This is a genomic window from Azospirillum thermophilum, assembly GCF_003130795.1.
GTDB lineage: Bacteria > Pseudomonadota > Alphaproteobacteria > Azospirillales > Azospirillaceae > Azospirillum > Azospirillum thermophilum.
The window spans coordinates 1,844,619-1,865,662 of record NZ_CP029353.1 but is presented as its reverse complement, the minus strand read 5'-3'; the positions used below and the strand labels follow the sequence as shown (position 1 = coordinate 1,865,662).

23 protein-coding genes are annotated in these 21,044 nt (G+C 69.3%); 6 read left to right on the top strand and 17 right to left on the bottom strand.

The window, feature by feature from the left end; translation table 11 throughout:
* Positions 1–57: 57 nt before the first annotated feature.
* Positions 58–918 carry a LysR family transcriptional regulator gene (locus tag DEW08_RS15105; protein ID WP_245986294.1) on the bottom strand — a complete coding sequence of 287 codons (861 nt, stop codon included), beginning with the start codon at positions 916–918 and terminating at the stop codon, positions 58–60.
* A 106-nt stretch (positions 919–1,024) separates the two neighbouring features.
* Between DEW08_RS15105 and DEW08_RS15100 the strand changes: the two genes are divergently transcribed.
* The gene (locus DEW08_RS15100; protein WP_109328455.1) at positions 1,025–1,624 is read left to right on the top strand and encodes an isochorismatase family protein; all 600 of its coding nucleotides are present in this window, start codon (positions 1,025–1,027) and stop codon (positions 1,622–1,624) included.
* Between the two features lie 157 nt (positions 1,625–1,781).
* Here DEW08_RS15100 and DEW08_RS15095 read toward each other — a convergent pair whose 3' ends face one another.
* Positions 1,782–2,885 (bottom strand): alkene reductase, encoded by a 1,104-nt coding sequence (locus DEW08_RS15095; RefSeq protein WP_181449426.1) that lies wholly within the window; start codon positions 2,883–2,885, stop codon positions 1,782–1,784.
* Between the two features lie 150 nt (positions 2,886–3,035).
* Between DEW08_RS15095 and DEW08_RS15090 the strand changes: the two genes are divergently transcribed.
* Positions 3,036–3,716, top strand: a complete 681-nt coding sequence (locus DEW08_RS15090; protein ID WP_109328451.1) for a TetR/AcrR family transcriptional regulator — start codon at positions 3,036–3,038, stop codon at positions 3,714–3,716.
* Positions 3,717–3,753: 37 nt separating this feature from the next.
* On the opposite strand, the gene rarD is transcribed toward DEW08_RS15090, so the two are convergent.
* The 5 genes from rarD to purQ form a co-directional block, all read right to left on the bottom strand.
* Positions 3,754–4,689, bottom strand: a complete 936-nt coding sequence (gene rarD, locus DEW08_RS15085) for an EamA family transporter RarD (RefSeq protein ID WP_109328449.1) — start codon at positions 4,687–4,689, stop codon at positions 3,754–3,756.
* Between the two features lie 151 nt (positions 4,690–4,840).
* Entirely contained in the window at positions 4,841–5,182 is a 342-nt protein-coding gene (grxD, locus tag DEW08_RS15080; RefSeq protein ID WP_109328447.1) for a Grx4 family monothiol glutaredoxin, read from the bottom strand.
* Between the two features lie 90 nt (positions 5,183–5,272).
* Positions 5,273–5,512, bottom strand: a complete 240-nt coding sequence (locus DEW08_RS15075; RefSeq protein WP_109328418.1) for a BolA family protein — start codon at positions 5,510–5,512, stop codon at positions 5,273–5,275.
* 164 nt (positions 5,513–5,676) lie between these two features.
* Entirely contained in the window at positions 5,677–7,917 is a 2,241-nt protein-coding gene (purL, locus tag DEW08_RS15070; RefSeq protein ID WP_109328416.1) for a phosphoribosylformylglycinamidine synthase subunit PurL, read from the bottom strand.
* Entirely contained in the window at positions 7,914–8,603 is a 690-nt protein-coding gene (purQ, locus tag DEW08_RS15065) for a phosphoribosylformylglycinamidine synthase subunit PurQ (protein ID WP_109328414.1), read from the bottom strand. Before purQ ends, purL begins: the two co-directional genes overlap by 4 nt.
* Before the next feature lie 282 nt (positions 8,604–8,885).
* Here purQ and DEW08_RS15060 point away from each other — a divergent pair, with 282 nt between their 5' ends.
* Entirely contained in the window at positions 8,886–9,110 is a 225-nt protein-coding gene (locus tag DEW08_RS15060; protein ID WP_109328412.1) for a hypothetical protein, read from the top strand.
* Between the two features lie 64 nt (positions 9,111–9,174).
* Positions 9,175–9,711: a hypothetical protein gene (locus DEW08_RS15055; protein WP_109328410.1), complete on the top strand. Its 537-nt coding sequence runs from the start codon at positions 9,175–9,177 to the stop codon at positions 9,709–9,711.
* A gap of 72 nt (positions 9,712–9,783) precedes the next feature.
* On the opposite strand, the gene DEW08_RS15050 is transcribed toward DEW08_RS15055, so the two are convergent.
* From DEW08_RS15050 to DEW08_RS15040, 3 genes are all read right to left on the bottom strand, one after another.
* Complete coding sequence (locus DEW08_RS15050; protein WP_109328408.1) at positions 9,784–11,025, bottom strand: ammonium transporter; 1,242 nt, start codon at positions 11,023–11,025, stop codon at positions 9,784–9,786.
* A gap of 182 nt (positions 11,026–11,207) precedes the next feature.
* On the bottom strand, positions 11,208–12,890 hold the full coding sequence (locus tag DEW08_RS15045) for a methyl-accepting chemotaxis protein (protein ID WP_109328406.1): 1,683 nt from the start codon (positions 12,888–12,890) through the stop codon (positions 11,208–11,210).
* Positions 12,891–13,134: 244 nt separating this feature from the next.
* On the bottom strand, positions 13,135–13,824 hold the full coding sequence (locus DEW08_RS15040; RefSeq protein ID WP_109328404.1) for an MOSC domain-containing protein: 690 nt from the start codon (positions 13,822–13,824) through the stop codon (positions 13,135–13,137).
* A gap of 181 nt (positions 13,825–14,005) precedes the next feature.
* Between DEW08_RS15040 and DEW08_RS15035 the strand changes: the two genes are divergently transcribed.
* Complete coding sequence (locus DEW08_RS15035; RefSeq protein WP_146214690.1) at positions 14,006–14,236, top strand: hypothetical protein; 231 nt, start codon at positions 14,006–14,008, stop codon at positions 14,234–14,236.
* A gap of 123 nt (positions 14,237–14,359) precedes the next feature.
* Here the strand turns inward: DEW08_RS15035 and DEW08_RS32415 are convergent, their stop codons facing one another.
* The 5 genes from DEW08_RS32415 to DEW08_RS15015 all read right to left on the bottom strand — a co-directional run bounded on the left by DEW08_RS32415 (position 14,360) and on the right by DEW08_RS15015 (position 17,113).
* Entirely contained in the window at positions 14,360–14,587 is a 228-nt protein-coding gene (locus tag DEW08_RS32415) for a DNA glycosylase family protein (protein WP_245986292.1), read from the bottom strand.
* Entirely contained in the window at positions 14,587–14,991 is a 405-nt protein-coding gene (locus DEW08_RS32410; protein WP_245986290.1) for a DNA-3-methyladenine glycosylase family protein, read from the bottom strand. The genes DEW08_RS32415 and DEW08_RS32410 overlap by 1 nt, the downstream gene beginning before the upstream one ends.
* Before the next feature lie 182 nt (positions 14,992–15,173).
* Positions 15,174–15,416 carry a phosphoribosylformylglycinamidine synthase subunit PurS gene (gene purS, locus DEW08_RS15025; protein WP_109328400.1) on the bottom strand — a complete coding sequence of 81 codons (243 nt, stop codon included), beginning with the start codon at positions 15,414–15,416 and terminating at the stop codon, positions 15,174–15,176.
* Between the two features lie 43 nt (positions 15,417–15,459).
* Positions 15,460–16,224, bottom strand: a complete 765-nt coding sequence (gene purC, locus DEW08_RS15020; protein WP_109328398.1) for a phosphoribosylaminoimidazolesuccinocarboxamide synthase — start codon at positions 16,222–16,224, stop codon at positions 15,460–15,462.
* Positions 16,225–16,348: 124 nt separating this feature from the next.
* Positions 16,349–17,113 carry an NRDE family protein gene (locus tag DEW08_RS15015; RefSeq protein WP_342760740.1) on the bottom strand — a complete coding sequence of 255 codons (765 nt, stop codon included), beginning with the start codon at positions 17,111–17,113 and terminating at the stop codon, positions 16,349–16,351.
* Positions 17,114–17,308: 195 nt separating this feature from the next.
* On the opposite strand from DEW08_RS15015, the gene DEW08_RS15010 reads away from it, so the two are divergent.
* Positions 17,309–17,629, top strand: a complete 321-nt coding sequence (locus DEW08_RS15010) for a DUF1476 domain-containing protein (protein ID WP_109328396.1) — start codon at positions 17,309–17,311, stop codon at positions 17,627–17,629.
* An 81-nt stretch (positions 17,630–17,710) separates the two neighbouring features.
* Here the strand turns inward: DEW08_RS15010 and DEW08_RS33185 are convergent, their stop codons facing one another.
* On the bottom strand, positions 17,711–18,235 hold the full coding sequence (locus tag DEW08_RS33185) for an EAL domain-containing protein (protein WP_281262039.1): 525 nt from the start codon (positions 18,233–18,235) through the stop codon (positions 17,711–17,713).
* Positions 18,236–18,246: 11 nt separating this feature from the next.
* Positions 18,247–20,952: a bifunctional diguanylate cyclase/phosphodiesterase gene (locus DEW08_RS15005; protein WP_281262038.1), complete on the bottom strand. Its 2,706-nt coding sequence runs from the start codon at positions 20,950–20,952 to the stop codon at positions 18,247–18,249.
* Positions 20,953–21,044: the final 92 nt, after the last annotated feature.

Below are 21,044 nucleotides of genomic sequence, written 5' to 3'. Positions count from 1 at the left end.
CGCGCCGCTCAACGGTTTTGATAAGATCGTTACGCATTGCGCCCCTTCGCCGCAATCTCACGCTGCGTCGCCGCCGGCCAGCAGGATGCTTTCTTCCTCGAACACCCGGGTCACGGCGTCGATCACCGCCCGGACGCGGGGGATGTCCCTGCGGTCGCGGTGGACGAGCAGCCACGCCTCGCGCACCGGCGGCGGGACGGGGGAGGGCAGGCGCCGCAGGCCGGGTTCCGCCGCCGCGATGACGCAGGGGAGAAGGGCGGCGCCGAATCCGGCCGCGGCCGCCGCGACCTGGGCGGTCAGGCTGTTGGTGCGCAGGGCGACGCGGCGGCCGGCCATGTGCCGCGCCATCCACAGCGTCTCCGGCAGCTCCGCCATCGTCTCGTCATAGGCAATGACCGAGTCGGCGGCGGCGGGGGCCGAGTAGAGGGCGTAGCCGAGCGTGCAGAGGCGCCGGGTGACGAGGTCGCCGCCCTGCGGCCGGGCGAGGCGGATGGCGATGTCGGCCTCGCGCCGGGCGAGGCTGAGGGCGCGGTTGTCGGTGATGATCTCCAGATCCAGCCCGGGATGGGCGGCGCGCAGCGGGCCGAGCCGCGGCAGCAGGAAACGGTCGGCCAGCGCCTCGGTCATCGTCAGGCGGACGGTGCCGGTCAGCCCCTCCGCCCGGCCGGCGCGCCGGCGCAGCGCCTGGGCCCGCTCGTCCATCTCCTCCGCCATGGCGCGGACCGCCTCGCCGTCGGGGGTGAGGACATAGCCCTCCGCCCGCCGCTCCACCAGCGTCTGGCCGAGCGCCTGTTCCAGCGCCGCCAGCCGCCGGCCGACCGTGGCATGGCTGAGCCGCAGGGCGCGGGCGGCGCCGGACAGGCTGCCGCGGCGGGCAAGCTCCAGGAAGACGCGCAGGTCGTCCCAGTCGAGGGGCATTGAACGGATTTGAACAGGCATCGTGCGAGATTAGCGACTGGTTGAACGGATGTGAACCGGGCAGGGTCGGCGGCGAAGACACGACGCACCGAAAAGGAGACCCTCCATGACCGATCCGAAGACCCTGCTGGCGTTGGCCGGCGCCCCGCTGCATCCCGCCCCGCTCGACGCGGCGGCGCTGCTGCTGATCGACGCCCAGCGCGAATACACCGACGGCGCCCTGCCGCTCGCCGGGATCGACGCGGCGGTGGCGCAGACCGCGCGGCTGCTGGAACTGGCGCGGCGCCACGGCGTGCCGGTGGTCCATGTCGTTCATCATGGCAAGCCGGGTGGCGGGCTGTTCGACCCGGCCGGCGCCATGGCGGCGATCATTCCGGCGGTCGCGCCGCTGGAGGGCGAGGCGGTGGTCAGCAAGGCCCTGCCGAACGCCTTCGCCGGGACCGGGCTCGACGCGCTGCTGCGGGCGACCGGGCGGACGGAGCTGATCGTCGCCGGCTTCATGACCCACATGTGCGTCAGCAGCACGGTGCGGGCGGCGCTCGACCTCGGCTGGCGCAGCACGGTGGTGGCATCGGCGACGGCGACGCGCGACCTCCCGGACGTCCGCGGCGGGGTGGTGCCGGCGGCGGAGCTGCAGCGGGCGGCGCTCGCGGCGCTGGCCGACCGCTTCGCCATGGTGGTGGAGGGTGCCGACGCCTGGGGCTGAGGGCGGAAAAAGGAAAGGCCGGACGTCATGGAGCAACGTCCGGCCTTCGATGCCGGGCGGTGGGGTTCGCGTCCGGCCTGTTGGCCGGACGTTCGGGGGCACGTCCGGCCGTCACGGCGAGGGATCGGGGGAAGCTCCCCCGCCGAAGGGGCTGTCGTTACGCCTCGACGCTCTCCAGCGCCGGATAGTCGGTGTAGCCCTTGGCGCCGCCGCCGTAATAGGTGGCGCGGTCCGGCGCGGCCAGGGCGGCGCCGGTCCGGAAGCGGGCCGGCAGGTCGGGGTTGGCGATGAAGGGCTCGCCGAAGCTGACGGCATCCGCCTCGCCCCTGGCGATGGCCGCGTCCGCCGCCTCGCGGGTGTAGCCGCCGTTCAGGATGACCGGCCCCTTGAAGATGCGGCGCAGCGCGGCGGCGACGTGCGGCGCCCCGTCCGGCGGCGCCATGGGGTGGCCGGGCAGCCCTTCGATCACATGCAGGAAGGCGAGGCCGAAGGGGTTCAGCGCCTCGGTGATGGTGCTGAAATGGCCCAGCGGGTCGCTGTCGCCCATGTCGTTGAAGGTGCCGGTGGGCGACAGCCGGACGCCGACGCGGCCGGGGCCGACCGCGGTGGTCACGGCGTCCAGGATCTCCAGCAGGAAGCGGCAGCGCTTCTCCACCGTGCCGCCATAGGCGTCGGTACGCCGGTTGGTGCGGTCGCGCAGGAACTGGTCGATCAGATAGCCGTTGGCGGCATGGATCTCCACCGCGTCCAGCCCGGCGTCGAACACCGCCCGCTTGGCGGCGTCGCCGAAGGCACGGACGAGCAGGGGGATCTCGTCGGTCTCCAGCGCGCGGGGGACGGGGAAGGGCTCCATGCCCTGGCCGGTGTAGAGCGTGCCGGCGGCGGCGATGGCCGAGGGGGCGACCGGTGCCGCGCCGTTCGGCTGGAACAGCGGGTGCGAGACGCGGCCGACATGCCAGAGCTGGGCGGCGATGCGCCCGCCGGCGGCATGCACCGCCTCCGCCACATCGCGCCAGCCGAGGGTCTGGGCGTCGGTGTGGATGCCCGGCGTGTTGGGATAGCCCTGGCCGGTGGGGGAGACCTGCGTCGCCTCCGTGATGATCAGGCCGGCCGAGGCGCGCTGCGCATAATACTCGGCGGTCAGCGGCGTCACGACGTTGCCGTCGCCGGCCCGGCTGCGGGTCATCGGGGCCATGATGATTCGGTTGGGCAGCTCCACCGCGCCGAGACGCAGCGGCGTAAAGAGGTCGGCGTTGCTCAAGGAATGGCTCGCTCCCAGTGGGGACGGGATCAGGTATGTATGTGCGTACATACTTGAGCGAACCGGCGGCCTTGTCAAGTATGTACGTGCATACCTATTATCAGTCCGGAGGGACGGCCCGCAGGATGCGCCGCCCGGAGGATTGGACCGGTGGACGAGATCAACGAGACGGCCGGCTCTTCGGCCGGCGGCGAGGATGGATGCGGCGGCGGGGGCTGCGGCGACGCGCCCGGCCGCAAGCGCGACCGCGAGGCGACGAAGGGCGCCCTGCTGGACGCGGCGAAGCTGGTCTTCGCCGAACGCGGCTATGACGCGGCGACGACGCGCGAGATCGCCGGGCGGGCGGGCGTCAACGAGCAGCTGATCCAGCGCTATTTCTCCGGCAAGGCCGGGCTGTTGCTGGCGGTGGTGGAGCGCTATGGCCGGGAGGAGGGGGGCGGCTGCAACCTGCCGCCGCCGGACGACGATCTGGAAACCGACCTCGTCAACTATCTGTCCTTCCAGCTCACGCACACCTGGCAGTGCCGCGACTTCACCAAGGTGGTGATGGACCGGGCGCTGGTCGATCCGGCGGTCGCCGACGAGATGGCGCAGACGCTGGGGCAGGCGCGCATCCCCTGCCTGCTGAACCGGCTGGAGGGATTCCGGGCGCGCGGCGCCATCGCGGCCGACGCCGACCTCGCCAACGTCGCGGCCGGCCTCGCCACCCTCAGCTTCGGGCTGGGCTTCGTCGATCAGGTGGTGTTCGGCCACGAGCCGGAGCGGGTGCGCGGAGTCGTCCGCTCGCTCGCCCACACCATTGCCCGCGGCCTGGCGCCGCGGGGAAGATAGGCGCCCGCGGCCTGGCGCCGCGGGGGACGAGGCTGCCCTATTCGGCGGCAGCGGCGCGGGAGGCCGCGCGGTGGCTGGAGACCGTGCTGGCGGAATAGAGGGCAAGCGCCAGCCAGATGCAGCCGAAGGCGATCAGGTGGGTGGTGGTGAAGGGCTCGCCATAGATGACGGCCCCGAGGAAGAGGCTGCCGGTCGGGCCGATATATTGCAGCAGCCCGAGGGTGGAGAGCTTCAGCCGGGCGGCGCCGATCATGAACAGCACCAGGGGAATGGCGGTCATCGGGCCGCTCAGCACCAGCAGCAGGCTGCCGCCCGCCGAATGGCCGAAGGCGCCGTCGGCGCCGAGCCACAGCAGGTAGCCGAGCGACAGCGGGGCGAGCAGCGCCGTCTCCACCAGCAGCCCGACCACGGGGTCGACCGCCGCCTTCTTGCGCACCAGGGCGTAGAAGCCGAAGCTGAGCGCCAGGCTGATCGACACCCAGGGGAAGACGCCGCTGGACAGCACCATGCTGCCGACGCCGACGGCGGCGATCAGCACGGCGGCGATCTGGATCGGCTTCAGCGTCTCGCGCAGGAAGAGGACGCCGAGCACCACATTGACCAGCGGGTTGATGAAGTAGCCGAGGCTGGTCTCCACCACCCGGTTGTGGCTGACCGCCCAGATGAAGACCGTCCAGTTGGTGGTCACCAGCGCCGTGGTCACCACCAGGATGCCGAGCCGCCGCCAGGTGCCGATGGCGGTGACGATGGCGGTCGGCCCGCGCATCGCCAGGACGGCGGCCCCGACCAGCAGCACGGTCCAGACGATGCGGTGCGACACCACCTCGACGGCGCCGACATGGCTCAACTGCTTGAAATAGACCGGCGCCACCAGCCCCCACAGCAGGAAGGAGCCGACGGCGGCGAGGAAGGCCGTGGTGGTGGAGTCCTGCCCGGACGGCGTCTGCTCGGCGGAGGATTGTGCGTGTGCCATACGGTCTCGTGTATCACGAGCCCGGCTGCGGCCGTCAGCGGCGGCCGGACATGGCGGCCCTGCAGCGCCGGAATGCTGCTGGAAACGGAAAAGCCCCGCCGGAGCGGGGCTTCTCGCGGAGCATCGCCGTCAGGCGATCCGGAGGATCGGATCAGACGGCCGCACCGGTCTTGATGCCCTTGTCGGCGAGGAGCTGCTGCAGCTCGCCGGACTCGTACATCTCGCGGACGATGTCGCAGCCGCCGACCAGCTCGCCCTTCACGTAGAGCTGCGGGAAGGTCGGCCAGTTGGAGAATTCCTTCAGGCCCTGGCGCAGGCCCGGATCCTCCAGGATGTTCACGCCCTTGAACTGGACGCCGACGTGGCTCAGCACGCCGACGACGGCGGCGGAGAAGCCGCATTGCGGGAACACCGGCGTGCCCTTCATGTAGAGCACGACGTCGTTGCCGTTGATATCCTGCTTGATGCGATCGACGATCGTCTGGTCAACCATGTCTCTTCACCCTTTCCCGGTTTGTCCGACCTCGGAAGTCCGCCGGCCCGATGGCCGGGAGCGGACCGTGCGCAGATGCTCTTGAGGCCGTCAGGCGCCTTCCGGCACGGCGGTGGTCAGGGCCAGCGCGTGCAGTTCGCCGCCCATCCTGCCCTGCAGGGCGGCGTAGACCATCTGGTGCTGCTGCACACGGCTCTTGCCCTTGAAGCTCGCCGAGGTGACGAGCGCGGCATAGTGGTCGCCGTCGCCGCGCAGATCGGCGATCTCCACCGTTGCGTCGGGAATGCCTTCCTTGATCAGCTTTTCAATCACCGCGGCTTCCATCGCCATGGCGCACCCTCGCTTTGTTGACGGTTCGCTCCGCCCGGACACTCGCCATAACTTAGGGGGAGCGGCGCGGTTTGTCATCGGCCGTGCGGACGATCACCCGCACACGGCCCCGATGTCCTGGCCCTCCTTCCCCCGTGACAAGGAGGAAGGAGGGGGGAAGGTCCTTACAGCTCGGCCGACATGTAGTCGGGCAGCCAGGACTCGTTGACCGACTTCAGCCGCTTCAGCGAGACGATGTCGCCGCCGCGGTCGGCCAGCGCGGTGCCGGCTGTCCTGCCGAGGACGGTGACCGGCACGCCGGCCGCCCTGGCCTTCTCCTGGACGGCGGCGGCCTTGTCCGGACGGACGGCCAGCACGTAGCGGGCCTGGTCCTCGCCGAACAGCACCGCCGGCGAGGCGCCGTCGAGGCCGGTGAGGTGGACGCCGATGCCGCCGGCCAGCGCCATCTCGGCCACCGCCACCAGCAGGCCGCCGTCCGAGACGTCGTGGCAGGAGGCGACCAGACCGTCGCGGATCAGCCCGCGCACCAGATCGCCGTTGCGCCGCTCCACCGCCAGATCGACCGGCGGCGGCGGACCGTCCTCGCGGCCGAGGATCTCGCGCAGGAACAGCGACTGGCCGAGATGGCCCCCGGTCCCGCCGATCAGCAGGAGGGTGTCGCCCTCGTTGCGCAAGGCGATGCCGACGGCGGTCATCGCGTCGTCGAGCAGGCCGACGCCGCCGATGGCGGGGGTCGGCAGGATCGCTTCGCCGTTCGTCTCGTTGTAGAGCGAGACGTTGCCCGACACGACCGGGAAGTCCAGCGCCTTGCACGCTTCGCCGATGCCCTGCACGGCGCCGACGAACTGGCCCATGATCCGCGGCTTCTCGGGGTTGCCGAAGTTCATGTTGTCGGTGATCGCCAGGGGCAGGGCGCCGGTGGCGGTCAGGTTGCGCCACGCCTCGGCCACCGCCTGCTTGCCGCCTTCGACCGGATCGGCGAGGCAGTAGCGCGGGGTGCAGTCGGTGGTGACGGCGACCGCCTTCCTCTGGCCCGGCACGCGGACCACGGCGGCGTCGGCCTGACCGGACATGAAGCGGGTGTCGCCGCCGACCAGGCTGTCATACTGCTCCCAGATCCAGCGCTTGGAGGCGAGGTCGGGGCAGCCGAACAGCTTCTCCAGCGTCTCGCCCAGCGACAGGGCGTAGCCGTCCAGCAGGTCGGCCGGCAGGTCCGCGGCGGCCGGGGTCGGCTCCCACGGGCGGTTGTACTCCGGCGCGGCGTTGGACACCGGGGCGATCGGCATGTCGCACCAGGTCTCGCCATGCATCCTGATGACGAGGTTTCCGGTCTCGGTCAGATGGCCGATGACGGCGAAGTCCAGCTCCCACTTCTCGAAGATCGCGCGGGCGACGTCCTCGCGGCCGGGCTTGAGGATGATGAGCATGCGCTCCTGGCTTTCGGAGAGCATGATCTCGTAGGGGGTCATCCCCTCCTCGCGCATCGGCAGGTCGTCCAGCACCAGCTCGATGCCGAGGCCGCCCTTGCCGGCCATCTCGACCGAGGAGGAGGTGAGGCCGGCGGCACCCATGTCCTGGATGGCGACGATGGCGTCGGTCGCCATCAGCTCCAGGCAGGCCTCGATCAGCAGCTTCTCGGTGAAGGGGTCGCCGACCTGCACGGTCGGGCGCTTCTCCTCCGAATCCTCGGTGAACTCGGCGGACGCCATGGTGGCGCCGTGGATGCCGTCGCGGCCGGTCTTGGACCCGACGTAGACCACCGGGTTGCCGACGCCGGCGGCGGCCGAATAGAAGATGCGGTCGGTCCTGGCGACGCCCACGGTCATGGCGTTGACCAGGATGTTGCCGTTGTAGGCCGGGTGGAAGTTGGTCTCGCCGCCCACGGTGGGGACGCCGACGCAGTTGCCGTAGCCGCCGATGCCGGCCACCACGCCCGACACCAGATGGCGGGTCTTGGGATGGTCGGGCGAGCCGAAGCGCAGCGCGTTCATGTTGGCGATGGGCCGGGCGCCCATGGTGAACACGTCGCGCAGGATGCCGCCGACGCCGGTCGCGGCGCCCTGGTAGGGCTCGATGTAGGACGGGTGGTTGTGGCTCTCCATCTTGAAGATGACGGCGTCGCCGTCGCCGATGTCCACCACGCCGGCATTCTCGCCGGGGCCGCAGATGACCTGCGGGCCGGTGGTCGGCAGCGTCTTCAGCCACACCTTCGACGACTTGTAGGAGCAGTGCTCCGACCACATCACCGAGATGATGCCGAGTTCGGTGAAGGTCGGCTTGCGGCCCAGGATGTCCAGCGCGTTCTGGTATTCCTCGGCGGACAGGCCGAATTCCTTGGCGAGGTCGGCGGTGACCTCGCGCTCCTGCGCCTTCACGGATTGGGCGAGAGGATTGAGGGCGCTCACGACAGGGCCTCCACCAGACCGTCGAACATGGGCTTGCCGTCGGTGTTGCCGTGCAGGCCTTCCACCGCGTCTTCCGGGTGCGGCATCAGGCCGAGCACGGTGCGCCGGGCGTTGAAGATGCCGGCGATGTCGGCGACCGAGCCGTTGGGGTTGCCGCGCGGGTCGGCGCGGCTGTCGTCGGCGACGTAGCGGAAGGCCACCTGGCCTTCGCCCTCCAGCCGCTTCACCGTCTCGGCGTCGGCCCAGTAGTTGCCGTCGCCGTGGGCGACCGGGTAGCGGACGATCTGGCCCTTGCGGTACTTGGCCGTGAAGGGGCTGTCCGTGTTCTCCACCCGCAGGTGCTGGACGCGGCAGACGAACTTCAGCGAGCCGTTGCGCATCAGCGCGCCGGGCAGCAGCCCCGCCTCGGTGATGATCTGGAAGCCGTTGCAGACGCCGAGCACCCGCACGCCCTGGTCGGCCCGCGCCTTCACCTCGCGCATGATCGGCGAGTGGGCCGCCATCGCGCCGGAGCGCAGATAGTCGCCGTAGGAAAAGCCGCCGGGAACGACGATCAGGTCGACCTTGGGCAGTTCGGTGTCACGGTGCCAGACCAGATGGGGCTTGGTACCGCTGGCGGCCTCCAGCGCGGCGACGGCGTCGCGTTCGCGGTTGGAGCCGGGGAAAACGACGATGGCGGCCTTCATGGGGCGGGAAAAATCCGGCGTCGTGGGGGGAAGCGTTCGTGGCCGGACACTAAAGCCGTCGCCCCCGCAAAGCAAGGGGCGGCGGGCAGGCGTCCGGTCGCAGGCGTCCGGTCTCGTGAGTCGTTCCCCGTGCATACCGCGGTAGCGGTTTGCGCAGCCCAGGCGAAGCAGAGGGTCTGCTAAGCTCCCGATAGGACAGCAGAATTATAAGCCGTTGCCAAGGTGGTGCCGCTGTGATACGGCCCGCCCCCAATGAGGCGTTGTTTTTGCGGGAGCGCCTGAGTGCCCAGGCAGTTCATTACAGGATTCCTTGAGGAAACGCCGGAAACGGTCGAACGCTTCCGCAAGCTGCTTGACCGCACGCCAAGCCAGGAGCCCGCGAACGGCGGCCCCTCGGACGAGGAGTTCAGCGACGGTCTCGTGGTCGCCGCGACGGACCTTCTGGCGTCGGCCGACATGTTTCCCGATCCTGCCCTGACCGCTGCCCTGTATCAGATCAAGCGCTGAGCGATCGTCGGCGCGTCCTGCCTCTTACCGGACCCCTCCCCGTCAGGCGCTGGAACCAATCCGCATGAGCGACGACCGTATAGCCGTGGACGCGTTACGGCTTCACAACCTGCTGTTCGCGCTTTGCCGACTGAAGAACGTGCAGATCGAGCTGTCGGACGACTGCCTGGTCCAGGTCGCTTCGCACTACCACAAAGACCTGTCCAAGCTCGAATACCATCAGGGCAACGAGATTTCCGTGAACAAGCGGATCGCAGGGCTCGCCTTCTGGGTCCGGCGGTTGAAGCCCATCCGCTTTGCAGCCAAGGTGGATGGCGTTGCGGAGATTTGCGACATCAATGAGCAGGTTTCCGTCTGGCTGATGACCGACCTGCTGTTGCGCTACGCCGATCATTCCAACACTACCGCCATCATGAAAAAGGCGAAGGTCCGACCGCGCCATATTCATCTGCGTAATTACCTGGCCAGCTATTGGCGGACCTATGACTGGTTCAACTACACGTCCCTGATATATAATCTCCGCTTCCGCAACATCAGCTCCCATCACATGGCTTTGTTGCTGGACTCCATCACCACTGGATTCGTCATCAAGCACTCCTGACCGTCATGGCGGACGACGTATGGCGGCGGAGGCGCCGAGGCGGCGCCTCCTTCACCGTCGTACAGCGGGCGGTCAATGACCGGGCGCGTCCTCCTCGGGATAGGCGGTGATCTGGTGCAGGGCGAGGTCGGCGCCGCGGTATTCCTGCTCGGGGTCGAGGCGGATGCCCACCGTCGCCTTCAGGAGGCCGTAGACCAGCAGGCCGGACAGCAGCCCGAAGCCGGCGCCGCCCAGCGTGCCCACCGCCTGCGAGGCGAGCGAGACCCCGCCGAGGCCGCCCAGCGACTCCTGGCCGAAGACGCCGGCCAGCAGGCCGCCGGTCAGGCCGCACAGCCCGTGCAGCGGCCACACGCCCAGCACGTCGTCGATCTTCCAGTCGATCTGGCACTTGTTGAAGGCCCAGACGAACAGCAGCCCGGCGATGCCGCCGGTGATCAGCGCGCCCAGCGGATGCATGACGTCGGAACCGGCGCAGACCGCGACCAGACCGGCCAGCGCGCCGTTGTGGACGAAGCCCGGGTCGTTGCGGCTGATGACCAGCGAGGTGACGATGCCCCCGACCATCGCCATCAGCGAGTTGATCGCCACGAGCCCGGAAATGCCCTCCAGCGTCTGGGCGCTCATCACGTTGAAGCCGAACCAGCCGACCGACAGCACCCAGGCCCCCAGCGCCAGGAAGGGGATGTTGGACGGCGGAATGGCGACCAGCGAGCCGTTGGAGCGGTAGCGCCCCCGCCGGTTGCCGAGATGCAGCACCGCTCCCAGCGCCACCCAGCCGCCGAAGGCATGGACGACGACCGAGCCGGCAAAGTCGTGGAAGGGCTGCCCGAAGCTCGCCGCCAGCCAGTCCTGCACACCGAAGCGGCCGCCCCAGGCCACCCCCTCCAGCACGGGGTAGAACAGGGCGATCAGCAGCACGGTGGCGGCAGCCTGCGGCCAGAACTTCGCCCGCTCCGCGATGCCGCCCGACACGATGGCCGGCACCGCCGCGGCGAAGGTCGCCAGGAAGAAGAACTTCACGAGGTCGTAGCCGTAGGGGGCGTAGCCGGATGCCGCCCCGGATTCCGCGGCCTTGCCGGTCAGCGCCGCCGCGTCGGTGAAGAAGGTCACCCCATAGGCGACCGCGTAGCCGACGAAGAAATAGGCCAGCGTGGACATGGCGAAGTCCGAGAGGATCTTCACCAGAGCGTTCACCTGGTTCTTGCGGCGGACGGTGCCGACCTCCAGCAGCGCGAAGCCGCAGTGCATCGCCAGCACCATGATCGCGCCGAGAAGGACGAAAAGGACGTCGCCGCCGGTCTTTGCTGCACCCATTTTGCCCAAGCCTTCAGCTATATGCCTAAAAAACAGGCATTTAGCTAACAGAATAGGCAAAAAGGCGCAAGGAACAAAATGCGCGGAGCGTGAGCAAAACCGCCGCAGACAGCACAAAAGCCGGGCAGACCCGCTCGAGGTCCACCCGGCTTCCGCGCAAACGCCGTGCCAGATCGGGGAGGTCAGCCGGCCCGGACCTGGGTGATGAAGCCGTCGACCTCCCGGGACAGGGTGGCGGCCTGCCGGGCGAGGCTGTCGGCGGCGTCCAGCAGTTCGGCCGCCGCCTTGCCGGTGCCCTGGGCGGCCTGCTCGACTCCGGCGATGTTGAGCGAGACCTCCTCCGTCCCCTGGGCCGCCTGCTGGACGTTGCGGGCGATCTCCTTGGTCGCGGCGTCCTGCTCCTCGATGGCGGAGGCGATGGTGGTGGTGATCTCGTTCATCTGGCCGATGGTCTCGCCGACCTCGCCGATGGCCTGCACCGCCTCGCCGGTCGCCTGCTGCATGCCGCCGATCTGGGCGGCGATGTCGCCGGTGGCCTTGGCGGTCTGGTTGGCGAGGTTCTTCACCTCGCTCGCCACCACGGCGAAGCCCTTGCCGGCCTCGCCGGCGCGCGCCGCCTCGATGGTGGCGTTGAGAGCGAGAAGGTTGGTCTGGCTGGCGATGTCGGTGATCAGCTTGATGACGTCGCCGATGGTGCCGGCCTGGGAGGCGAGCGACTGGATGCTCCGGTCGGCGGCCTGGGCGCGGCCGACCGCCAGCGCCGCGACCTGGGCGGAGCGGGCGATCTGCTGGCCGATCTCGGCGATGGAGCCGGACATCTCCTCCGCCGCCGTGGCGACGGTCTGGACGTTGGCGGAGGCCTGCTGGGTCGCCGCGGCGACGGCGGTGGCCCGCTCCTCGCCCTGCTCTGCCATGGCGGACATGGCGCGGGCATTGCCCTGCACCTGGGTGACCGCGCTCGACACCTGGGAGACGACGGTGCGCACGGTCGATTCGAACTGGTCGGCCATGCGGTTCAGCATCGCCTTGCGCTCGGCCTCGGCACGGGCCTTCTGTTCGGCCTGTTCCGCTTCCATGCGCTGCTTGGCGATGGCGTTCTCCTTGAAGACCAGGACCGTGCGGGCCATGGCGCCGACCTCGTCCCTGCGGTCGTGCCCCTCGATCTCGACCGAATTGTCGCCGCCGGCGAGCTGCTCCATCGCGGCGGACAGGCGGCGGATCGGCCGGGAGATGCCGCTGCGGGCGACCAGCAGCGCGACGGCGAGGCAGACCAGGATGCCCGCCAGGGAAACGGCGAGGGTCAGGGTGTAGCTGCTGTCCACATAGCCGGACGCCTCTGCCGAGATCTTGTCCAGCCGCGTCATCACGGTCTCGGTATAGGCGGCGATGTCCGACGAGAGTTTCCTGATCTGCGCGTCGACGCTTCCCGTCATCAGCTTCAGGGCGAGGGCGTCGTCCTGGGCGAGCGCCGCCCTCTGGACGTCGGCGACCTGCGCCATGATGCGCTGGAACTCGGCCTGGAAGCGGTCCGCTTCGCCGCGCGCCTCGGTGACGGCACGCGCGGCGTCGAGCCGCTTGGTGAAGGCCGCCGCCGCTTCATTGATCTGCTCGCCAGCGGCACGCGCTTCGGTCTCGCTGGCATCGGCGATCATCCGGTAGGACAGGCGGCCGATCTCCGACAGGAAGCGGTTGGCCCGCGGCAGGGCGTTCGCCGCCACGACCTCGTGCTCGATCAGGGCGGAGTATCTGGCATCGATCTTCTCCATGGAGGAGACCGCGTAGAGACTGGTGCCCAGCGTCAGGGCAGCCATCAGCACCAGGATGGCAAGGATCTTGGTGGAGATCGATAAGTCTTTGATCGTCATGTGGGATTCCCCGCGCGTCGCCGTTTCTTGTGCCCTCGGAACTCCGAGATCGCAATCGTCGGCTGTGATTCGTGACTAAACAGTAAAGGGTCACGAGCAGGAGCGGCGGGGGTACGCGATGTCACATCGAGAATTGTTCCGGAATTGCGCGTAAGCGGGAGGAAATGCTCGGCACCCACCAGCTCCGTTATCGGGAATGACACGCATTGCGTGTCAACGTGACGCAGAGCGGGCCTGACGGAGATCAGTCCTTGCCGTTCAGCCGGCCGGACCAGTCCTCCACCCCGCCGCGGGCGAGCCGCCGCTCGGCCAGCGTGCGCCAGCTTGCAGCCAGGACGGGCAGGGCGGCCATCTCCGCCAGCGCGCCGCGATTCATCGTGTCGACATAGAGTTGGTGCAGCAGGCGGGAGAGCGGCCAGTCGGCATAGGCGCGCTCCACAAGGACCAGCCGGTCGCCCGGGCTGATTTCGCCCGGCTCCAGCACGCGATAATACCAGCCGGTGCGTCCGCTGGCCTGGACCCGTCGTGCCATGTCGGGCACGCCGAAGCGGTGGTTCAGCTTCCAGCAGGGCTGGCGGGCCTGCGACACCTCCAGCAGGGCCGTGCCGGCGCGGAAGCGGTCGCCGATGCAGACGTCCGCCTCGGTCAGGCCGCTGGTCGAGAGGTTCTCGCCGAAGGCCCCCGGGCGATCCAGCAGGGGCAGGTCCCCGAGGTCGTTGCGCCACGCCGCATGATGGTCGAGCGGATAGTGGTGGATCGCCTTCTCCGGCCCGCCATGCACGCGGCGGTCGGCCTGCTCGTCCTCCAGGAAGCCCTCCGGCCCGACGGGACGGCGGCCGTCCACCGGGGTCTTGCCGATGGCGCTGGTGCGGCCGGGCGGTCCGAAGGGGGCGGCCTTGCCGGTGAGGACGGTCGGGATGGGAAGGTCGATCATGGGCCGTAGTGAAGCAGCAGCGGGTCTGGCCTGTCGACAGGCGGCCGGTTTGTCTGTTGGAATGTCCGGGTTTCGGGAAAATCATGCGGCTGATGGCGGGTTTGAGCGGCCATCCTGTGCGGCGAGTGACGGCTGTGCCACGCAACCGGCAAGAGAGGCTGGTTTGGCCAGGGAGCAGGACGTGGAGCAGGAGTTGGTTTCGGAGTACATTGAGGACTCCGATGAGGCTCGTCGCGAATTCGAGCGGCTGCTCCCTCTGATTCCGTTCCAGGAGCCGGCGAATGGCGGCCCGACCGGGGCGCAGTTCATGAGCCAGCTTTCCGGCATGGCCGAGCGTGTTCGCACCAGGCCACGGATCAAGGCCTTTCCCTGCCCGACATTGACCTCCGGGGGTTACCAGACGAAGGGCTGAACGGGCCGCTTCCTGGTCCAGTCATGTCCGCTCATCCGGCCCAGCCGGCCCCACCTCTTGGAGGCCGTCGTTCCCTCCACCGGGAAGTCCTGAAGCACACCCACTTCCCCGAGGAATGAGCGGTCAGGCCGGCAGCCGTCGGCCGCGACGGTCGCGCGCCTGATCCTGCAGAGCCACGTAATGGTGCCAGACCAGCTGCGCGGCGAGGCTGCGGTGGGGGCGCCAGGGGTCGGCGACTGCCGTCAGTTGCGCCAGCGACGGCTTGTCGGGCCAGCCCTTCAACCGCTGCACCCCGAGCTGGATCGCCAGATCGCCCACCGGCCAGATGTCCGGACGGCCGAGCGAGCTCATCAGGTAGATCTCGGCGCTCCAGCGGCCGATGCCTTGAGGGCGGTCAGGGCGGCGATCGCCTCCTCGTCCTCCATCCCGGCGACCGCGTCGAGGTCGATGCGCCCGCCGGCCACCGCCTCGGCCAGCGCGCGGGCGTAGCCGGTCTTCTGGCGGGAGAAGCCGCAGTCTCGCAGCAGATCGTCGTCCGCCGCCAGGATGCTGTCGGGCGTCACCACTCCGCCCAGCCGCCCTTGCAGCTTGTCCCACAGGGCGAGTGCCACCCTGGTCGAGAGCTGCTGCTCCATCACGATGCGCAGCAGCCCGACGAAGCCGGCCGGCCGGCTGAAGTCGCGCAGCGCCGGGCCGCCGACGCGCAGGCATTCGGCGAAGATCGGGTCGAGGGTCGAAAGATGCTGGACGGTCATGCGGCGGTCCCGGGGCGGCCCTGAAACGAATTCACCACCAAGGCCGCGGGACCCCCGCCCGCGTCCACCCGGTTCTTGCGTCCGCTCCGGAAAGCGGTGGGCCGGGAAGGGCGGGCACCGGGGTCCGGGGCCGTTGGTGGCGACGGGGGTGCTGCCGGGTCAGCCCGCAGGACCGCGGAGGCTCAGGCCACCAGCTCGATCGCGTAGTCCTCGATCACGGTGTTGGCGAGCAGCTTGTTGCACATCGCCTCGACCTCCTTGCGGGCGGCCGCCTCGTCGGTGCTCTTCAACTGCAGCTCGATGACCTTGCCGGCGCGGACATCCTCGACGCCGTCGAAGCCCAGCGTGTGCAGCGCGTGCGCGATGGCCTTGCCCTGGGGGTCGAGAACGCCGCGCTTGAGGGTGACGTGAACCTTCGCCTTCATCGGATGTCCGCTCGCTCTTTGGGGGGTAGGGGGTGTCTTGGGGTCACTGGATGGTCTTGGGGCCCTTGACGTCGGCCGGCCCGCCTTCCGGCAGGATGCCGAGGCGGCGGGCGACCTCCTGGTAGGCCTCCTCGACCTTGCCGAGGTCCTGGCGGAAGCGGTCCTTGTCCAGCTTCTCGTTGGTCTTGACGTCCCACAGGCGGCAATTGTCGGGGCTGATCTCGTCGGCCAGCACGATGCGCATCTCGTCATTCTCCCACAGCCGGCCGAACTCCAGCTTGAAGTCCACCAGCTTCAGCCCGATGCCGAGGAAGAGGCCCGAGAGATAGTCGTTCACGCGCAGCGACAGCGCCACCATGTCGTCGATGTCCTGGGGAGCCGCCCAGCCGAAGGCGGTGATGTGCTCCTCCGACACCATGGGGTCGCCCAGCTCGTCGGACTTGTAATAATACTCGATGATCGAGCGGGGCAGGGGGGTGCCTTCCGGGATGCCGAAGCGGCGCGCCAGCGAACCGGCGGCGACGTTGCGCACCACCACCTCGATCGGGATGATCTCCACCTCGCGGACGAGCTGCTCGCGCATGTTCAGGCGGCGCATGAAATGCGTCGGCACGCCGATCTCCGACAGGCGGCTCATCAGGTACTCGGAGATGCGGTTGTTCAGCACGCCCTTGCCGGTGATGACGCCGCGCTTCTGGTTGTTGAAGGCGGTGGCGTCGTCCTTGAAGTACTGCACCAGGGTGCCCGGTTCCGGCCCTTCGAAGAGTACCTTCGCCTTGCCTTCGTAGATGCGCCGGCGTCGTGTCATTGCGTGATCGTCCAAATACGAGTGGACCGGACAAGGGAGGCTTGCCGGTCCAGGTGACTGTCACGGTGATATAGCAAGCCGTCCCTGCGAACACAATGAGAGCGCAACGGCTCCCCCCGTCCGGTCAGGACAGGTCGACGGGGGTCCAGCCCGTCTCGTGCGGCCGTCCGGGGGCGAAGTGCCAGTGCGGGTCGAGGTCCGGCCGGTCCATGGCGGGCAGCGCGATCAGCGCGCTCGACACCGTGCCGAAGCCGTTGGCGAGGCGGAAGTTCATCGCCCCGCGCTCGCCGCGCTCGCCGGGCTCCCAGATGCGGCTCGCCAGCAGTTCGGGCCAGCCGCCCCAGTCGAAGGACTCCGGAGCCGTGCCGTCCGATATTCCGGGGGCCGCAAATTCGGGCGCCGGGGTGGCGGCCTGCTCGAACAGCGGGCGGTAGAGGGCGATTCGCGGGTCGCGCCCGTCGTCCAGGTCGAAGGCGGTCACCATGTGGACGCCCTCCGGCACCGGCATGACCGCCGGCCGGTTCTGCGGGCCCGCCCCGCGGTGCGACAGCAGGAAGGCGTCGCGGTTGTCGGCGACCAGCAGGTTGAAGGGCCGGTAGGCGCGGGTGTCGAGCTGCCCCAGCGCCCGGGCGGCCTCGGCCGCGTCGGCGTGGTCCAGCGCCTCCAGCACCAGCTCGCCGCGCGAGCGCTTGCCGGTCTCCGGCCCCAGCGTGCCCTCGCGGTTCAGGATGGCGGCCACCACCCCCTCGTCGTTGAGGCCGAGCCAGGAACCGCCCGCCAGTTCGTCCAGCCCGGCCACCAGGTTGGGCCGGTCGGGCCAGTGGCGGCCGGGGGCAGCCAGGGACGGCCGGCCATCTCGTCGCGGTTGGCGCCGAGCACCAGCGGCCATGTTGCGTCCGGTCGCCGCAGAAGGATCACACTGCACATCGGGAGCTTGCCTTTGGCCTTTCTGTTGGGTATTCGGCCGCACGACGGATTAGCCGGAGCGCCCTCGGGCAGCGACGGCAGGGCAGTGACGCGAACGGCGCACCGGCTATATAATCCTGCATCCGGGAGCGAAAACAACCTGAGGAGCCGGGTCCCCATGACCACCTTCGATGACCGCGAGAAGGCCTTCGAGAACAAGTTCCAGCACGACCAGGACCTGCTCTTCCGGATTCGGGCGCGTCGCGACAAGCTGGCCGGCCTGTGGGCGGCGGACCTGCAGGGGCTGCGCGGCCCCGAAGCCGAGGCCTATGCCCGCCAGATCGTCGATACCGACATCGCCACCCCGGGTCCGCACGACATCCGCGACCGGCTGCTGGCCGACCTGCGGGCCAAGGGCGTCGACGTCTCCGAGCATCGCATCGAGAAGGAGCTGTCGCACCTGCTCGACCTCGCCCGCCAGCAGGTGACGGCCGAGTAACGCGCCTTCGGTCCTGCCGAATCGGAAGGGCCCGGCGCCGCGACGGCGCCGGGCCCTTCGCGTTCGGCGGCCCGCCGGCGCTCAGTTCACCATCATGCCGGCGGTGCTGTGGCGCAGGACGAAGCTCCGGAAGTCGTCGAAGGGCATCGGGCGGCCCAGCAGGTAGCCCTGCATCTGGTCGCAGCCCAGCCGGTCCAGGCTGCTGGCCTGCGCCTCGGTCTCCACCCCTTCCGCCAGGGTCTGCATGCGCAGGGAGCGCGCCATGCTGATGATCGCCTCGGCGATCGCCTCGCAGTCGGTGTCGCCGGCGTCCAGCCCCTGGACGAAGGAGCGGTCGATCTTCAGCTTGTCCACCCGGAAGCGCTTGAGGTAGGCGAAGCTGGAATAGCCGGTGCCGAAATCGTCGATCGCCAGCGGCACGCCCATCTCGCGGAGCTGGCCGAAGGTGCCGGTGACGACGTCCGAATCGTCCATCAGCACGCTCTCGGTCACCTCCAGCTCCAGGCAGTTGGCCGGGATGCCGTAGGTCGACAGCCAGCCGGACACCCGGTCGGCGAGGCCGGGGCGGCGCATCTGGACCGCCGACAGGTTCACGGCGATCAGCATCTCCTGGTGCTTCAGCAGCTCGGCGGCGCGCCGGCAGGCCTCCCCAGGACCCAGTCGCCGAGCGGCAGGATCAGGCCGGTGTCCTCGGCGACCGGGATGAACTGGCCGGGCATGATCAGCGAGCCGTCGGGATGCCGCCAGCGCACCAGCGCCTCCGCCCCGACCAGCCGGCGTCCCTTCAGCGAGAACTGCGGCTGGAAATGCAGCTCCAGCTCGTTGTTGGCCAGCGCGCGGCGCAGGTTGTTCTCGGTCCACAGCCGTTCCGAGGCGCGGCGGTTCAGCTCCGGCGTGAAGAACTGGTAGGTCGAGCGGCCGGCCTCCTTGGCGGCGTACATCGCCATGTCGGCGTTCTTCAGCAGCGCGTCGATGGTCGCCCCGTCCTCCGGGAAGACGGCGATGCCGATGGAGGGGGTGATCTGCAGCTCGTGGATGTCGACCAGGAAGGGCTCCGACAGGGCGCGCAGCACCTTGCGCGCCACCGTGCAGGCGGCGTCCGGGTTGTCCATGTCGTTGATCATGATGACGAACTCGTCGCCGCCCTGGCGGCTGACGGTGTCGCTGGCCCGCACCGTCTCCAGCAGCCGGTCGGACACCGCGCGCAGCAGCTTGTCGCCCACCGGGTGGCCCAGGCTGTCGTTGATCGTCTTGAAGCGGTCGAGGTCGACGAACAGCACGCCGACCTTCTTGCCGTGCCGGTCCGCCGCCAGCATGGCGCGCTCCAGCCGGTCGCGCAGCAGGAAGCGGTTGGGCAGGTCGGTCAGGAAATCATACTGGGCGAGGTGGCGGATGCGCTCCTCCTGCGCCCGGCGCTCGCTGGTGTCGGAGAAGGCGGCGATGTAGTTCAGCACCTCGCCCGCCTCGTTGCGCACCACCTGGATGCTCAGCCACTCCGGATAGACCTCGCCGTTCTTGCGGGTGTTCCAGATCTCGCCGGTCCAGGAGCCGCTCTCGCGCAGGCTGGCCCACATCTCCTCGTAGAAGGTGGCGTCCTGCCGGTCTGAGGCGAGGATGCGGGGGTCTTCCCCCAGCACCTCCTCCCGGCTGTAGCCGGTGATCCGGCAGAAGGCGTCGTTGACCGCGACGATGCGGTTCTTCGCGTTGGTGACGACCATGCCCTCCGCGGCGTTGTCGAACACCTTGGCGGAGAGCCGCAGCTCGCGCTCCGCCCGCTTGCGCTCGGAGATGTCGCGGGCGATGGCGCTGTAATAGGTGTCGCCCTCGTAGGTGATGCGGCTGGCCGTCACCTCGAGCTGCAGCTCGCGGCCGTCGCGGGTCCGGTAGGTCGTCTCGTAATGGTCGGGCGCGTCGGCCCCCTTGGCGGCGAACTGCGCCAACAGGTCGGCATGGGCGGCGTGGAGCTGCTCCAGCGTGCCGCCCAGCGCCTCGCAGCCGAAGGGGTTGACGTAGGCGATGCGCAGCTGCGCGTCGGCCAGCACGACGATCTCCGACACATGGTCGACGAAGAAGTTGGCGAGGTAGAGCTGGCGGGCCCGTTCGCGCAGCATGGTGTCGCTGCGCCGCACGCGGCTGCGGTAGTTGCCGACGATCGCCCGGATCCAGCGGGTGACCAGCCAGGATACCATCACCGAGCTGCCGAGCGCCAGGGCCAGCACGCCGATGGTGGTCAGGATGCGCTGGCGCACGCCGCGCCCGATCTCCGCGCGGCGGGCGTCCATCACCGCGGTGACGTCGTCGACGTAGAAGCCGGCGATCAGGATCCAGCCCCAGACGTTCGGCGGCGAGACGAAGGCCATGCGCGGGGTCAGCCGGCCGGTCACCGGATGGATCCACTCGTAGCGCACCTCGCCGCCGCCGTTCAGCCCGGTCTCCAGCAGCCGGGTGACCAGGTCGCGCTCGGTCTTCCAGGGCAGGTCGCGGGCGTTCATCCCCTCCGACGCCGGGGCGGTGGGGGACAGCAGCACCTCGCCGTCGCGGCGGAGCACGCCGACGGTGCCCGACTCCCCGAAGCGGAAGGAGCGCAGCCGCAGCAGCGATTCCCGCTGCACCCGGCTTTCGATGGCGACCATGGAATCACTGGCGCCGATCACCCAGCCGAAGGGCTCGAACCGCTGGACATAGGCGACCTTCTCGACCACCTCGCCGTTGGAATCGGGCATGATCCAGCGGTAGCGCGCGAAGCCCTGCTGGTCCGGCGTGCGCGCCGCCTTCAGGATCTCGCGCGTCGCGCCGGACAGGGCGACGTCGGGCCCGCCGAGCAGCCTGCCGCCCTCCAGCTCCGGCTTGGTCGGCATCAGGACGGCGGTGCTGTCCTCCTCGATGATGAAGTAGTAGCCGCGGCCGTTGGCGAAGCGCAGCGGGCGCAGCGTCTCCTTGATCGACTCCCGGACCGATTCGAGGGGCAGGATGTCCTTTTCCCGCTCGTGGATGCCGCGGGCGATGCCGATCGCCTCCTGCACCTGGTCTCGCACCTGCTCCTTCAGCAGGGGTTCGATGCGCGAGCGCATGTAGGCGAGGTAGGAGTGGGCGTTCTCCACCTCCTGCTCCAGCGCCTGGCGCTGTTCGTCCAGATAGCGTGTCTCGGTCTGGCGGAGGTCCGCCTCGAAATCCGTCCAGTGCTGCCAGATGAAGTAGGAGCCGAGCCCGAGCACCAGCGCGGCCACCAGCGTCAGGGACGTGATGAACTGCAGGCGGTACAGGCGGGCCTCGTCCGGCGACTGGGCCGGCTCGCGGATCAACTCGGCAACAGGGTCGGACAACGACGGCCCTCCAACGGGCGCACCGGACGGCATACTGTCGTATGGCATAGAGCGCGGCGCGCGGTAATGATTTGTTTAGTACCCGTTATACT

Coding starts and splice junctions, on each gene's coding strand:
- DEW08_RS15105 (WP_245986294.1), bottom strand. CDS start 918: ATGCCCCTCGACTGGGACGACCTGCGCGTCTTCCTGGAGCTTGCCCGC.
- DEW08_RS15100 (WP_109328455.1), top strand. CDS start 1,025: ATGACCGATCCGAAGACCCTGCTGGCGTTGGCCGGCGCCCCGCTGCAT.
- rarD (WP_109328449.1), bottom strand. CDS start 4,689: ATGGCACACGCACAATCCTCCGCCGAGCAGACGCCGTCCGGGCAGGAC.
- grxD (WP_109328447.1), bottom strand. CDS start 5,182: ATGGTTGACCAGACGATCGTCGATCGCATCAAGCAGGATATCAACGGC.
- DEW08_RS15075 (WP_109328418.1), bottom strand. CDS start 5,512: ATGGCGATGGAAGCCGCGGTGATTGAAAAGCTGATCAAGGAAGGCATT.
- purQ (WP_109328414.1), bottom strand. CDS start 8,603: ATGAAGGCCGCCATCGTCGTTTTCCCCGGCTCCAACCGCGAACGCGAC.
- DEW08_RS15055 (WP_109328410.1), top strand. CDS start 9,175: ATGAGCGACGACCGTATAGCCGTGGACGCGTTACGGCTTCACAACCTG.
- DEW08_RS15050 (WP_109328408.1), bottom strand. CDS start 11,025: ATGGGTGCAGCAAAGACCGGCGGCGACGTCCTTTTCGTCCTTCTCGGC.
- DEW08_RS15045 (WP_109328406.1), bottom strand. CDS start 12,890: ATGACGATCAAAGACTTATCGATCTCCACCAAGATCCTTGCCATCCTG.
- DEW08_RS15040 (WP_109328404.1), bottom strand. CDS start 13,824: ATGATCGACCTTCCCATCCCGACCGTCCTCACCGGCAAGGCCGCCCCC.
- DEW08_RS32415 (WP_245986292.1), bottom strand. CDS start 14,587: ATGAGCTCGCTCGGCCGTCCGGACATCTGGCCGGTGGGCGATCTGGCG.
- DEW08_RS32410 (WP_245986290.1), bottom strand. CDS start 14,991: ATGACCGTCCAGCATCTTTCGACCCTCGACCCGATCTTCGCCGAATGC.
- purS (WP_109328400.1), bottom strand. CDS start 15,416: ATGAAGGCGAAGGTTCACGTCACCCTCAAGCGCGGCGTTCTCGACCCC.
- purC (WP_109328398.1), bottom strand. CDS start 16,224: ATGACACGACGCCGGCGCATCTACGAAGGCAAGGCGAAGGTACTCTTC.
- DEW08_RS15015 (WP_342760740.1), bottom strand. CDS start 17,113: ATGGCCGCTGGTGCTCGGCGCCAACCGCGACGAGATGGCCGGCCGTCC.
- DEW08_RS15010 (WP_109328396.1), top strand. CDS start 17,309: ATGACCACCTTCGATGACCGCGAGAAGGCCTTCGAGAACAAGTTCCAG.
- DEW08_RS33185 (WP_281262039.1), bottom strand. CDS start 18,235: ATGCTGATCGCCGTGAACCTGTCGGCGGTCCAGATGCGCCGCCCCGGC.